This is a genomic window from Bradyrhizobium sp. CER78 (genome assembly GCF_029846235.1).
Taxonomy (GTDB): Bacteria; Pseudomonadota; Alphaproteobacteria; order Rhizobiales; family Xanthobacteraceae; genus Bradyrhizobium.
In genome coordinates this window covers 167,785-181,631 of sequence record NZ_JARVWP010000009.1, presented here as the reverse complement: position 1 = coordinate 181,631, position 13,847 = coordinate 167,785, and the positions used below count along the sequence as shown (strand labels likewise).

Below are 13,847 nucleotides of genomic sequence, written 5' to 3'. Positions count from 1 at the left end.
CCTCCCAAAACGCTGACCTGACAAATCTCCCTCAGGCGCCCATCACCGCGTCGACGAAGGTCGCAGCCGATTCCTTCAGCTGCTTGCGGCTGTAACCGGCGCGCTCCATCACGGCGAGGCCGCGCGTGAAGGTCACGATGACCCGCGCCAACCGGTTGGCATCCGCAGCACGTCGCCGGCCCGGAGCCGCGCTGAGGGTCTTGCCGATCAATTGCTCGAGCCGGCCCAGCACATCCTGCACGCGCTGACGTACCTCGGTGCTCGAGATCGCCGCATCAAGCGCGGTGCGCGTCGTCAGGCATCCGCGCGCTGGCGAGCCGTCGGTCATGTTGACGATGATCATGTCGAAGAAATTTCGCAAAGCGGTCATCGTGTCGGCGTGAGCCAGCGCATGACCGGCCGCTTCCAGGAATTGCCCGGTATATTGATCGAAGGCGCGCAGGAAGATTGCTTCCTTGTCGCCATAGGCATTGTAGAGGCTGCCGCGCTGCACGCCGGTCGCGGCGGCGAGGTCCTGCATCGTCGCGTCGTGCAGGCCCTTGCGCCAGAACACGTCGAGCGCCGTCGCAATCACCTCGTTCTCGTTGAACTGACGCACGCCCACCATCCGACTCACTCCGCCTGAGTATCATTGACACTATCGTCAAAATTGACAACTATGTCAAGAATGATGCCTCGGGAGATCAGCATGATTACCGCCGTCACGTCTTTCAAATTGCCCAAGCCGATAACGCGCGAGGAAGCGCGCACCATCTTCCTCAGCACCGCGCCGATCTATCGCGGCGTACAGGGATTGTTTCGCAAGACCTATGTGCTGTCCGAAGACGGCATGACCGCGGGCGGCATCTATTTCTGGAACTCGCGGAGCGAGGCGGAAGCTTTGTACACCGATGCGTGGCGCGCCCGCGCCCGCGAGAAGTACGGCGCCGATCCGACGGTGACCTATTTCGAAAGCCCCGTGGTGGTCGACAACGTCGCCGAGCAGATCAGCTCCGGCGACGACTAGGAAGACGTCGTCGCGTCAATTGACAACGGCGGAACTTTCGACCGCCGCCCGGCGGCGCATGTCCGCGTGTGATGCGCCGCGCGCATCCGCTTGTGCTTGATGCGTCCACAAGGCTACTCTCCCTGCAAGCAAGAAAACTGCAAGGGAGCCGTCACGGTGAACCAGACTCCATCTTCACATCCAGCGCTGCCGCGCCGCAGGCTCGGCCGCACCGGGCTCGATGTTTCCATTCTCGGTTTCGGCACCGCACCGCTCGGCGATCTCTTTGCGCGGCTCGACGACACGGCTGCGATCGCCGCGATGGAGCGGGCATTTGCGCTGGGCGTGAACCTGCTCGATTCCTCGCCGCTCTACGGCCATGGCCTCGCCGAACATCGCTGCGGCACCGCGCTGCGCCGCGTGGCGCGCGACGACATCGTCGTCTGCACCAAGGTCGGGCGCTGGATGGACCCGTTCCACGGCCGCGGCGACGGCTCCAATTTCGTCGGCGGCCAGCCGCATCGTGCGGTGGTCGACTATTCCTATGACGGCACCATGCGCTCGGTGGAGCAGTCGCTGCTGCGGCTCGGCACCGATCATATCGACTTGCTCTTGATCCACGACGTCGACGTCTGGACCCATGGCGCCGATGCCATCGAAGCCCGATTCCGCGAGGCGATGGAGGGCGCCTATGTTGCGCTCGACAGGCTGCGTTCGGAACGCGTGGTCAAGGGCATCGGGATCGGCGTCAACGAGGCCGAGATGTGCGTGCGCTTCGCCAAGGCGGGAACGTTCGACACCATGCTGCTCGCTGGCCGCTATTCGCTGCTGGAGCAGCCGGCGCTTGCCGAATTCCTGCCGCTGGCGGAGAAGCAAGGCATCGGCATGATGCTCGGCGGCGTGTTCAATTCCGGCATCCTGGCGACCGGCGCGGTGGCCGGCGCTAAGTACAATTACAAGGACGCGCCACCCGACGTGATGCAGAAGGTGGCGGCGATCGAGCGCGTCTGCCGCGCGCATGGCGTGGCGCTGCCGACCGCGGCGCTGCATTTCGCGCTCGGCCATCCGGCGGTCGCAAGCGTCGTGCTCGGCGCGCAGGCGCCGCAGGAGGTCGAGCGCAATGCTGCCGCGCTCTCGGCCTCGGTCCCTGCTGCGCTGTGGCGCGACCTGAAGGCCGAGGGCCTGCTCGACCAGCATGCGCCGGTGCCGACATGATGCGGATCGATGCCCATCACCATGTCTGGACCCTGGCGCGTGCCGATTATGGCTGGCTGACGCCCGAGCGCGGGCCGATCTATCGCGACTTCGGCCTGGCCGACCTGATGCCGCATCTCGCCGCGGCTGCGATCGAGGGCACGATCCTGGTGCAGGCCGCACCGACCGAGGCGGAGACGGCATTCATGCTCGACGTCGCGAAGAGCTCGGAACCGGTGCGCGGCGTGGTCGGCTGGATCGATTTCGATGCGCCCGATGCCGCGGACCGGGTCGATGCGATCGCCGAACGCGAACTGCTGGTCGGCCTGCGGCCGATGGTGCAGGACATCGCCGACGACGACTGGCTGCTGCGCCCTGAACTGGCGGCGCCGCTCGAGGCCATGGTGCGGCACGACCTCGTGTTCGATGCGCTGGTGTTGCCGCGCCATCTGCCGCGGCTCGTTCAGGTGGTCGATCGCCATCCGGACCTGCAATTCGTGCTCGACCATTTCGGCAAGCCACGGCTCGCAACCGGCGAGATCGCGGCCTGGAAGGACGACATCGCGCGCCTTGCCGCACGGGCCAACGTCGTCTGCAAGCTGTCGGGCCTTGCGACCGAGGCCGCGCCGAACTGGCAGGTCGCCGATCTGCGCGAGGCGGTGCATCATGCATTGGCATGCTTCGGTCCGCAGCGGCTACTGTGGGGCAGCGACTGGCCCGTCGTCAATCTCGCCGGCGGCTATGCGCACTGGTTCGCGGCGGCGCAGAGGCTGCTTGCTGATTTGTCAAGTGAGGCAAGAGCTGCGATTTTCGGCGGCAATGCGGCGCGCATCTATTTGTCAAGCCGCGGGCGGCCAACATCCCGGAAATAGATTGCAGCCTGCGCCCAATTTGATCCACAGCGCGCCTTGATGAATCAATCCGGGATGGTTCATAAGCGGCGTCCGCGTCGTCGTGATTTGGCGGTGCAACGGAATCAGAGAGACAGGCGTGGCAAAGATTCATCATCAGATTGCGCAGGAGCTTGGGGTTCGCGACGAGCAGGTCGAGGCGGCGGTGACGCTGCTCGACGGCGGCGCCACGGTGCCGTTCATCGCGCGATACCGCAAGGAGCTCACCGGCGCGCTCGATGACGCGCAGCTGCGCACGCTGGAAGAACGGCTGACGTACTTGCGCGAGCTCGAGGAGCGCCGCACCGCGGTGCTCAATTCGATTCGCGAGCAGGGCAAGCTCGATGCCGCACTCGAGGCGCAGATCATGGCGGCCGACAGCAAGGGGCGTCTGGAGGACATCTATCTGCCGTACAAGCCGAAGCGCCGCACCAAGGCCGAGATCGCCAAGGAGGCCGGGCTCGAGCCGCTCGCCGATCAGCTTCTGACGCAGCCGCAGAACGACCCCAGCGAGGTTGCCGCGCCCTTCGTCAACGCCGAGAAGCAGGTCGCCGACGTCGCCGCGGCGCTGGACGGTGCGCGCGCCATCCTGGTCGAACGCTTCGCCGAGGATGCCGACCTGATCGGCGCACTGCGCGAGGAGATGTGGTCGAACGGCATCATGGCCTCGACCGTCCGCACCGCCAAGAAGACCGAAGGCGAGAAGTTCAAGGACTATTTTGATTTCTCCGAGCCGCTGCCGAAGCTGCCGTCGCACCGCATCCTGGCGCTGTTCCGCGGCGAGAAGGAAGAGATCCTCGACCTCGCGATCAAGCCGGAGGCGCAGGAGCCGGTCGTCGGCCAGCCCAGTCTCTACGAGCTCAGGATCATGAACCGCTTTGCGATCTCCAACCAGGGACGCAAGGGCGACAAGTGGCTGACCGAGACGGTGCGCTGGGCCTGGCGCACCAAGATCCAGATCCATCTCAACATCGATTTGCGGATGCGGCTGTGGACCGCGGCCGAAACCGAGGCGGTACGCGTGTTCGCCTCGAACCTGCGCGACCTCTTGCTGGCGGCGCCGGCCGGCCCGCGCGCCACCATGGGCCTCGATCCCGGCTATCGCACCGGCGTCAAGGTCGCGGTGATCGATGCCACCGGCAAGGTGGTGGCGCATACGGCAATCTATCCGCACGAGCCGCAGCGGCGCTGGGACGAGTCGCTCGCCATCCTCGGCAAGCTCGCGATCGAGCATGGCGTCGAGCTGATCGCGATCGGCAACGGCACCGCCTCGCGGGAAACCGACAAGCTGGCGACCGAGCTCGTCAAGCGGCTGCCCGAGCGTAAGATGACCAAGATCGTGGTCTCCGAAGCCGGCGCGTCGGTCTATTCGGCATCCGCCTTCGCCTCCAACGAATTGCCCGACCTCGACGTCACCATTCGCGGCGCGGTCTCGATCGCGCGGCGCCTGCAGGATCCGCTGGCCGAACTGGTCAAGATCGATCCGAAGGCGATTGGCGTCGGCCAGTACCAGCATGATCTCGGCGAAGCCAAGCTGGCGCGCTCGCTCGATGCCGTGGTGGAAGACTGCGTGAACGCGGTCGGCGTCGACGCAAATACCGCCTCGGTGCCGCTGCTCGCGCGGGTGTCCGGCATCGGCCAGGGACTGGCGCAGAGCATCGTGCAGCACCGCGACGCCAACGGCCCGTTCAAGTCGCGCAAGGCGCTCAAGGAGGTGCCGCGGCTCGGGCCGAAGGCCTTCGAGCAGTGCGCCGGCTTCCTGCGCATCAGCAACGGCGAGGATCCGCTCGATTCATCCGGCGTGCATCCGGAAGCCTATCCGGTGGTGCGCCGCATTCTCGAGGCGACCAAGAGCGACATCAAGGCGCTGATCGGTAACGCCGATATGGTGCGCGGCCTGAGGCCACAATCCTTCGTCGACGACACCTTCGGTCTGCCCACCGTCACCGACATTCTGCGCGAGTTGGAAAAGCCGGGCCGCGACCCGCGTCCGGCGTTCAAGGCGGCGGTGTTCAAGGACGGTGTCGAAGAGGTCAAGGACCTCAAGCAGGGCATGATCCTCGAAGGCACTGTGACCAACGTCGCGGCGTTCGGCGCCTTCGTCGATATCGGCGTGCATCAGGATGGGCTGGTGCACATCTCGGCGATGTCGCGGAATTTCATCAAGGACCCGCGCGAGGTGGTGAAGCCGGGCGACATCGTCAAGGTCAAGGTGCTGGACGTCGAGGTCGCGCGCAAGCGCATCGCGTTGACGCTGCGGCTCGACGATGAGGTCGGGCCGAAGAAGGATAACGCGGGACCGTCGCGCGATTTCTCGCGCGGCTCGGCCAAGATGACCTCATCCGCGCCGCGCCGTCCGCAGGAACAGTCCGGCGGCGGCGCGCTCGCCGAGGCACTGCGTCGCGCCGCCGAGAAGAGCGGCCGCGGCAAGCCGACGTAGGTCTGTGGTGCGGGTTCCGTTCCCGTCATGCTGAGGAGGCCGCGGAGCGGCCGTCTCGAAGCACAACGGCCCAACCGTGGCCGTGCATCCTTCGAGATGCGCTGCGCGTTCCTCAGGGTGACGGGACGAAAGCGGTACTTGACCCGTCCCGGCCCTCGTTACAGCTTTGCTGCAGCGAACCTGGCGAGCGCCTCAGCGACGCCCTTGCCGTAGGCCGGATCGGCCTTGCTACAATTCGCAACATGCCGTTCCTGGATGTGCTTCGATGCCTGGCCGACCTGGCGCGCGGTGTTGTCGAACAGCGCCTGCTTTTGTGCGGCATTCATCTTGCGGAACAGATCGCCCGGCTGCTGCCAGTGGTCGTCATCCACGCGATGATCCCAATGCCCGGCCGCGCCTGAGATTTCGAGCGGCGGCTCGTTCAGCAGCGGCTGGTCGGTCCATTCGCCGTGGCTGTTCGGCCAATAGGTCAGCGTCGCGCCCAGATTGCCGTCGGTGCGCATCGCGCCGTCACGGTGATAGCTGTGGAACGGGCATTTCGGCGCATTCACCGGAATCTGGTGGTGGTTGACGCCGAGCCGGTAGCGCTGCGCGTCGCCATAGGAGAACAGGCGGGCCTGCAGCATCTTGTCCGGCGAATAGCCGATGCCGGGCACGACATTGGCCGGCGTGAATGCCGCCTGCTCGACCTCGGCGAAGAAGTTCTCCGGGTTGCGGTTGAGCTCGAAGTATCCGACCTCGATCAGGGGATAGTCCGCCTTCGGCCAGACTTTCGTCAGATCGAACGGGTTGAACGGGAAAGCCTTGGCTTGTGTGTCCGTCATCACCTGGATGAACAGCGTCCAGCGCGGGAAATCGCCGCGCTCGATGCTGTTGAACAGATCGCGCTGGTGGCTCTCGCGGTCCTTGCCGACCAACGCCTCGGCCTCGGCGTCGGTCAGATTCTCGACACCCTGCCGGGTGCGGAAATGGAATTTCACCCAGACGCGCTCGTTGCCGGCGTTGATCATGCTGTAGGTATGGCTGCCGAAACCGTGCTGGTGACGAAAGCTTTTGGGGATACCGCGCTCGCTCATCACGATGGTGACCTGGTGCAGCGCTTCCGGCAGCAGCGTCCAGAAATCCCAGTTCATGTCGGGATCGCGCACGCCCGTGCGCGGATGGCGCTTGATCGCGTGGTTGAGGTCGATGAAGCGCAGTGGATCGCGGAAGAAGAACACCGGCGTGTTGTTGCCGACGACGTCCCAATTGCCTTCATCGGTGTAGAATTTCAGCGCGAAGCCGCGGATGTCGCGCTCGGCGTCGGCCGCGCCGCGCTCGCCGGCAACGGTCGAGAACCGCGCGAACATCGGCGTCTGCTTGCCGATCTCCGAGAAGATGCCGGCCTTGGTGTAGCGGGTGATGTCGTGGGTGACGGTGAAGGTGCCGTGCCCGCCGGCGCCCTTGGCGTGCATGCGCCGCTCCGGGATCACTTCGCGGTGAAAATGCGCGAGCTTTTCGATCAGCCAGACGTCCTGCAGCAGCGCCGGCCCACGCGGCCCCGCCGTCATGACGTTCACATTGTCGGCAACCGGTGCGCCGGAGGCGTGGGTCAGGAACGGCTTCTTGATCTCGTCGCTCATCGAAAGCTCCTTGCTGGAAGTCAGCACTCGTCGTCCCGGTCCTGAGGGAAGCCGGGTGAAAGACGATTGCATCGCGGATGCGTTACGGCCGGCGCGACGGGAGACCCGGTGATCGACAAATTGTGAACCGGATCTGCGATCCCGCTACGACGGCGTCGTCTCTGGATGAGTCCCCGATTAAGAAATCGCGGGGATCGATTCAACGCGCGCTATCCGCTGATTCCAGCCAAATGTCCGTCGATCTCGGCCAACGTAGTCGGGGCCCGCGATCCGGTCATTTGCTGCGCATGCCGGTGCGCTCGCCAATCCTAAATCCGGCGTCAGAATCTGGCGCATTTGTCAGTTGAAGTCGGGCTCGCGCTTGCGTCTTCTGATCATGCTCGTGTGCGGCGATACGAGGTTCGCCGCGGTCCCAATCAGGGAGGATTTCATGAAGAACAGGCTTCTCACGTGTCTCACGGCGGCGACGCTCGCTGTCAGCGTTGCGCTCGCTCCCGCGGCCCTTGCCAGAGGCGGCGGCGGTGGTGGCGGGCATGGCGGCGGTGGTGGCGGCGGCCACGGTGGTGGCTTTGCTGGCGCCATGGGTGGCGGCATGCATGGCGGAGGCTTCGGCGGCATGCACGGCGGTGGCTTTGGCGGTATGCATGGTGGCGGCATGGCGTTCGCCGCCATGGGCGGCGGCGGGCATTTTGCCGGCGGGCATTTCGGCGGCGCGCGCTTTGCCGGTGCGCCGGCGTTCGGGCCGCGGTTTGCCGGCGCCGGATTCCACGGCGGACGCTTCTTCCATCACGGCGGCTTCTTCCGTCACCACCACTTCCATCGCTTCGCCTTCTTTGGCGGGCCGTACGTCTATGCCAATTACTACGACGGCTGTTACCGCAGGGTATGGACGTCCTACGGGCTGCAATGGGTCAATGTGTGCGGGGACTATTGGTGATCGCCCAACCATCCGCACGCGTTGTCGCGGCCGTCGCCAGACGTTCCATCCAGCCCCGGAATGGGATAGTCTGGCGGCGACCGTCGCGGGGCGCTCGGAGGGGTTGAGAACTCGGAGAGTTCAAGAAGATGACCGGAGCTCACCGCCGCATTCTCGTCGTCGAGGACGATCCGGAGACCGCGGGTCAGCTCGTCGAGGAACTCACCACCTGCGGCTACGACGTGGATCTGGCGGCGAACGGCCGCGAGGCGCTGAGCCAGGGGGCGGCGCGCGACTATGCCGTGATCACGATCGATCGCATGCTGCCCGATATCGATGGCATCACGGTGATGCGTCAGATGCGCGACGACGGCATCGCAGTGCCGTTCCTGATCATCAGCGCGCTCGGTGAGGTCGATGACCGCGTGCGCGGCTTGCGCGCCGGCGGTGACGACTATCTGGTCAAGCCGTTCTCCTTTGTCGAGTTGCTGGCGCGCCTGGAGGCGCTCGGCCGCCGCAGCGAGACCGTTGCCAAGGAGACCATCCTGCGGGTCGGCGATCTCGCGGTCGATCTGATCGCGCGGACGGCGAGCCGCCGCGGTCGCAAGATTCCGCTGCTGCCGAAGGAATTCCAGCTGCTCGAATATCTCGCGCGCAACGAAGGCCGCGTGGTATCGCGCGCCATGCTGCTGCAGCACGTGTGGGATCTGCACTTCGATCCCTCGACCAACATCATCGACGTCTACGTCGGACGGGTGCGCCGCAAGGTCGACGACCAGCAAGCCTATCCGCTGATCCACACGATCCGCGGCATCGGGTACTGCCTCCGTGCTCCTGGCTAAGACCCTCAGGTCATCGACGTTCCGCCTGGCCTTGATCGCGATCGGCGTCTTCGGCCTGATCGTGTCCGCCATCTTCGCCTATGTCTACTGGTCGACGCTGTCCTACGTGCGCGACAGGTCCGACCGCGCGATCATGACCGAGCAGGCAAGCCTCGACGATGCCTATGCGCGGTCCGGCCGCGATGGCTTGACCGCGTTGATCGCGCAACGCATCGCGGACAAGGCCTTTGCCGACCATGTCTATCTGTTGGCCGGCCCCGGCGCGGCGGTGTTCGCTGGGAATCTCAAGCAATGGCCGGCGGAGGCTGCCAGGCAGGGATGGACCGAATTCCGGGTCTCGCTGCCGCAGCTCTCCACGGGAACCTCGCTGGCGCGAGTCGTGACGGAGACCCTGTCGAACGGCGATCGGTTGCTGGTCGGCCGCGACATCAGCGATCTCGATGGCTTCATGACGCAGATCCGGGCCGCGGGCATCGCCGTCGTCGTGCTGATCATCGTGCTGGCTGCGGCCGCCAGCATCGGGGTCACGCGGCGGACGGTCGGCCGGATCGAGTCGATCAATGCGACCAGTCGCGCCATCATGCTCTCCGGCCTCGACCAGCGCATCCCGCTCCTTGGCAGCCATGACGAATGGGATCGTGTCGCGGAGAACCTCAATTTGATGCTGGATCGCATCCAGACCCTGATGGGAGACGTCAAGCAGGTCAGCGAAAACATCGCCCACGACCTGCGCACGCCGCTGACCCGGATGCGCGGCCGTCTGGAGAAGGCTTATCACGCCCCACGCAACGCGGACGGCGATGCGGCGCTGATCGGCGACACCATCGCCGATCTCGACGCGGTGCTCGGGATGTTCGCGTCGATCACGCGGATCTCCGAGATCGAGACGCGGGCCCGCAAGGGCGCGTTTCGCACCGTCAATCTCGTCGAGATCGCGGGCGAGGTGGTCGAGCTGTACGATGCCGCGGCCGAGGAGGTGACCACCCATCTCGACCTTGCCGGCGATCCCGCGGTGATGGTCACCGGGGACCGCGACCTGTTGTTCGACGCCATTGCCAATCTCGTCGACAACGCCATCAAGCATGGCCGCCCGGGCGGACGGGTGACCGTGACTTGCGACGATGACGAAGGCGGACCGGTGATCTCGGTTGCCGATGACGGCCCGGGCATTCCGGCCGACCAGCACGACCGCGTCTTCAAGCGCTTCTATCGGCTCGAGCAGAGCCGCTACACGCCGGGCAACGGCCTTGGCCTCAGCCTCGTCGCCGCGGTCGCCAGCCTGCACGGCGCGAAGATCGAGCTGCTCGACAACGGACCGGGATTGTTGTTCAGGCTCGTCTTCCCTGTGGCGGAAACCTAGGAACGTGGGGTGGTGACGGCGGAGGAACTCCTCGCTGGGTGCGCGCCGCCAAAATTTTGAAAAACAACCCCATGCAAAGGAGCTCGCGGTTGCCGGCGTTCGACAAGGCAACTTGACACGTCGGGCAAATCAGGGATACACTTCTAATAATCCGAAATTGTCTTGTGAGCGCCTCTCGCCAAGCGGAGTGGCCGCAGCGTCGTCATCCTCACTGTCATCGCCCGGCTCGACCGGGCGATCCAGTACGCCGCGGCTTCTCGGTTCAAGCTCCGCTGCCTCTGGAATACTGGATCACCCGCATGCGCGGGTGATGACCCCGAACAGGCTGTTTGACACGTTGAGTCGAACGATCCCCATCGTCGTCCTGGCGAAGGCCAGGACCCATTACCCCAAATCTCAATTGTTGCGTGATGCTGGGGCCGCGATCCCGCTCATCACCGAAAGCGGTGGTTATGGGTCCTGGCTTTCGCCAGGACGACGGCGGTGTTAACCGTTCAAAACCGCGCCGCCATCTCCGCGAGCCTGCGATGCGCCGCGTCGCGGGCCGCGCGGATCGGCTCCGCGGGGCCGGTGGTCGGGCCGATCGGCAGGAAGCGCACGTCGCTGATGCCGATGAAACGCAGCACCTCGCGCAGATAGGGCGTTGCCATGTCGATGCGGCCGCGGTTCATGCCGGTGACGAAGTCGCTGCCGCTCGCCAGGATCACGACCGTCGGGCGGTCCTTGAGCAGCGGCAGATAACCCTGCGCCGGATCGAAGCGAAAGGTCAGCCCTGGCTGGATGATGACGTCCAGCCACTGCTTAAGCTTGTAAGGAATGCTAAAATTCCACATCGGCGTCGAGATCAGCACGCGATCGGCCAGCGACAGCCGCAGCGCGAGGCGTTCGGCGACCGCGAAAGCATCGTGCTGCGAATTGGTGAAGCCCTTGCCGCCGATCCGGGCATATTTGGCCTCGAGCAGATACCCCTCGAACTCCGGCAGCGGCTCGCGCCACAGGTTCATCGGGTCGATCTCCCAGTCCGGGCGGGCCTTGCGGAAGCTCTCCACGAAGACGTGCGCGCCGGCCGCCGATTCCGAATCGGCGCGGGGAGAGCAGGCAAGATGCAGCAGCTTCGGCACCGCGCCTCCCTCAGCCGAGCGCCTTGATGACCGCGTCGGCGTTGGTCACGACGGAGACGTTCTGCAGCGCGAAGTTGATTGCGGCGTTGTGCCAGTCGGCGTTCATGGTCGAGCAGCAATCCTCCGGCACGATCATAAAATAGCCCTTGTCGGCGCCGGTTCGCGCGGTGTGCTCGACCGACATGTTGGTCCAGGCCCCGGTGTTGATGATCATGTCGCGGCCGGTCGCCTTCAGGATGGTCTCGAGCCGCGTGCCCTCCCAGGCGCTCATCCGCATCTTCTCGACCACGAAATCGCCCGGGCGCGGCTCGAGGCCGGAGACCGGCGCCGCGCCCCAGCTGCCGCGCACCATCGCCTTGCTGTCGACCAGGCCCTCGAACAGCGGCGCGTTCAAGGTCACCCCCGGCGCGCCCGGCTCGACCACGAACCAGACATGGATGATGGCAACGCCGCGCGCCCGCGCCGCCTCCGCCACGCGGCGGACATTATCGACGACATGCTGCTGGCGCGCATGCGCAGGGGCACCGGAGTCGGCGAAAGCGCCGCCGTCCATGATGACGTCGTTCTGCATGTCCTGGATGATCATCGCGCAGCGTTGCGGATCGATCCGCATCTCGCCGGCGGTGAGGTTCGGCGCGGGCGTGGATGATGCAGCGCCGGCGCCGGCGCGCTTGCCGCTCATATAGGGCTCGTTGCGCGGCCCGACCTTGGTCGGGATCGCGTAGACCGAATGGGTCGCGGTCAGATAGAGCGTGCGGAAATCGGCGCCGCCCCAGGCGAGGTTGGCGACGAGCTCGGGCAGGCGGACCTTGCCGAGCAGATCGCCGCCGGGCGAATAGACCCAGACGCCGCCGGGCGCGGTGACCCAGACATTGCCGCGCTGGTCGCATTTCATGCCGTCGGGCAGGCCGGGTTCGAGCTCGGAGCGGATGCCGGAGGCGAATACCCGCGGATTGGTCAGCGTGCCGTCGGCGCCGACGTCGAAGGCGCGGATCAGCGCCTGCACGGTGTCATTGACATAGAGGATGCGCTCGTCGGGCGAGAAGCACAGCCCGTTCGGCTGCTCGAACAGATAGCGGTCGACCAGCAGCTTTGGCGCGCCGCCGCCCGGCGGCACGCGATAGACGCCCTGGAAGCCGAGCTGCCGCGGCCGCTCCACGCCGTAGACCGGCATCCGGCCATACCAGGGATCGGAGAAGTAGATCGCGCCCGAGGAATGGACGCAGACGTCGTTCGGGCTGTTGAGCTCCTGGTTCTCGTAATGCGAGGCCAGAACCTCGCGCCGCCCGTCGGGCCGTTCGCGGATCAGCGAGGATGTCGCGTGCTCGCAGACGATCAGATTGAGGTCCGCGTCATAGGTCATGCCGTTGCATTTGTTCGACGGGCGCTTGACCTCGACCACGCCGCGCCGCGCATCCCAGCGCCGGCGCACGTCGCCGGGCATGTCGGAGAACAGCAGGAAGTGATCGACCGGGTGCCAGATCGGCCCTTCGGTGAAATCGAAGCCGGTGCCGACCTGGCCGACCGGTGCGTAGGGGTCGATCAGGTCTTCGAATTCGCTGCGCAGCGTGACATGCGTCATCGTGACAGGCCTTCGCGGTTATGCCGGGAACCAGCTGCGCTGAGGCAGGCTCTGCACGACCGGCCCGGGCACCTGGTCATGCAGGCGGCCGACCACCATGCCGCCCTCGATCTTGGCCGGACGATCATGCACTGGCAGCAGATAGCGCGAGCTGGAGAGCAGCTTCTTGATCGCGGCCTTCTCGGCACGCTTGCTGGTGCCGTGATTGCCGGTGGTGCGCGGCTCGGCGTCGTGGATTTCGTTGAAGGGCGTGACGATCTGGTCGTTGAAGTCATAGATCACGTCGCCGCAGATCGTCGCGATCCCGTCGGCGGTATGGACGTGCACGTTCATCGAGCCTTCGGTGTGGGCGTTGGCGGCATCGCAATAGACGCCGGGCATCAGCTCGACCGGGCCGGTGATCTCGAGGTCGAGGAAGCGCAGCGCGCTCTTGGTGTGCAGGCGGTCGATCAGGTGCTTGATGTCGGGCGCGGGATATTGCGGATGCATCAGGCCGGAGACGGAGTACTCCAGTTCCTTGCGGTTCAGCACGACGGTCGTGTTCATCGGGAACAGGTCGTCCTTGCCGGCATGGTCGATGTGCAGATGGGTATGGCAGACGAAGCGGACGTCGCCCATCCGCACGCCGTGGCGAGCGAGCTGGTTCTCGATCATGTTCTCGTGGAACTGGAGGCCGCGCATGCCGAGCGTCTCCATGATCTGGTTGGAGCGGTAGCCGGTGTCGACCAGCACGGGGTAGGGTCCGCCGAGGATCAGGAAGCCGAGCGTCAGCACGCGGCGGGTGCGGCCGCAATTGTGCCCGAGCACGAGGAAGCTCGATTCCAGCTCGATATCGCCATAGTCCAGAATCTTGATCTCCAACGGCATCGCTCTCCCTCCAAATTCATGTTCGTTG

12 protein-coding genes are annotated in these 13,847 nt (G+C 65.5%); 7 read left to right on the top strand and 5 right to left on the bottom strand.

The window, feature by feature from the left end; genetic code table 11:
- Positions 1 to 31 precede the first annotated feature (31 nt).
- Positions 32 to 607 (bottom strand): TetR/AcrR family transcriptional regulator, encoded by a 576-nt coding sequence (locus QDT69_RS21105; RefSeq protein WP_279708389.1) that lies wholly within the window; start codon positions 605 to 607, stop codon positions 32 to 34.
- Between the two features lie 81 nt (positions 608 to 688).
- On the opposite strand from QDT69_RS21105, the gene QDT69_RS21100 reads away from it, so the two are divergent.
- The 4 genes from QDT69_RS21100 to QDT69_RS21085 all read left to right on the top strand — a co-directional run bounded on the left by QDT69_RS21100 (position 689) and on the right by QDT69_RS21085 (position 5,509).
- A complete protein-coding gene (locus QDT69_RS21100) occupies positions 689 to 1,006 on the top strand; it encodes a monooxygenase (protein ID WP_279708388.1) in 318 nt (105 codons plus the stop codon).
- Positions 1,007 to 1,162: 156 nt separating this feature from the next.
- On the top strand, positions 1,163 to 2,200 hold the full coding sequence (locus QDT69_RS21095) for an aldo/keto reductase (protein WP_279708387.1): 1,038 nt from the start codon (positions 1,163 to 1,165) through the stop codon (positions 2,198 to 2,200).
- The gene (locus QDT69_RS21090) at positions 2,197 to 3,051 is read left to right on the top strand and encodes an amidohydrolase family protein (protein ID WP_279708386.1); all 855 of its coding nucleotides are present in this window, start codon (positions 2,197 to 2,199) and stop codon (positions 3,049 to 3,051) included. Before QDT69_RS21095 ends, QDT69_RS21090 begins: the two co-directional genes overlap by 4 nt.
- Positions 3,052 to 3,169: 118 nt before the next feature.
- Positions 3,170 to 5,509 (top strand): Tex family protein, encoded by a 2,340-nt coding sequence (locus QDT69_RS21085; RefSeq protein ID WP_279708385.1) that lies wholly within the window; start codon positions 3,170 to 3,172, stop codon positions 5,507 to 5,509.
- 158 nt (positions 5,510 to 5,667) lie between these two features.
- On the opposite strand, the gene QDT69_RS21080 is transcribed toward QDT69_RS21085, so the two are convergent.
- Entirely contained in the window at positions 5,668 to 7,131 is a 1,464-nt protein-coding gene (locus QDT69_RS21080; RefSeq protein WP_279708384.1) for a catalase, read from the bottom strand.
- Between the two features lie 430 nt (positions 7,132 to 7,561).
- Here QDT69_RS21080 and QDT69_RS21075 point away from each other — a divergent pair, with 430 nt between their 5' ends.
- From QDT69_RS21075 to QDT69_RS21065, 3 genes are all read left to right on the top strand, one after another.
- Positions 7,562 to 8,068, top strand: a complete 507-nt coding sequence (locus tag QDT69_RS21075) for a hypothetical protein (RefSeq protein WP_279708383.1) — start codon at positions 7,562 to 7,564, stop codon at positions 8,066 to 8,068.
- A 128-nt stretch (positions 8,069 to 8,196) separates the two neighbouring features.
- Positions 8,197 to 8,889: a response regulator transcription factor gene (locus QDT69_RS21070; RefSeq protein WP_050425526.1), complete on the top strand. Its 693-nt coding sequence runs from the start codon at positions 8,197 to 8,199 to the stop codon at positions 8,887 to 8,889.
- The gene (locus QDT69_RS21065) at positions 8,876 to 10,249 is read left to right on the top strand and encodes a HAMP domain-containing sensor histidine kinase (protein ID WP_279708382.1); all 1,374 of its coding nucleotides are present in this window, start codon (positions 8,876 to 8,878) and stop codon (positions 10,247 to 10,249) included. Before QDT69_RS21070 ends, QDT69_RS21065 begins: the two co-directional genes overlap by 14 nt.
- Positions 10,250 to 10,743: 494 nt before the next feature.
- On the opposite strand, the gene QDT69_RS21060 is transcribed toward QDT69_RS21065, so the two are convergent.
- The 3 genes from QDT69_RS21060 to QDT69_RS21050 are packed head-to-tail and all read right to left on the bottom strand — an operon-like array spanning position 10,744 to position 13,819.
- A complete protein-coding gene (locus tag QDT69_RS21060; RefSeq protein ID WP_279708381.1) occupies positions 10,744 to 11,370 on the bottom strand; it encodes an NAD(P)H-dependent oxidoreductase in 627 nt (208 codons plus the stop codon).
- Positions 11,371 to 11,380: 10 nt separating this feature from the next.
- Positions 11,381 to 12,952, bottom strand: coding sequence for an isochorismatase family protein (locus tag QDT69_RS21055; RefSeq protein WP_279708380.1), 1,572 nt, complete (start codon positions 12,950 to 12,952; stop codon positions 11,381 to 11,383).
- An 18-nt stretch (positions 12,953 to 12,970) separates the two neighbouring features.
- Positions 12,971 to 13,819, bottom strand: coding sequence for an MBL fold metallo-hydrolase (locus QDT69_RS21050; RefSeq protein WP_279708379.1), 849 nt, complete (start codon positions 13,817 to 13,819; stop codon positions 12,971 to 12,973).
- Positions 13,820 to 13,847 lie beyond the last annotated feature (28 nt).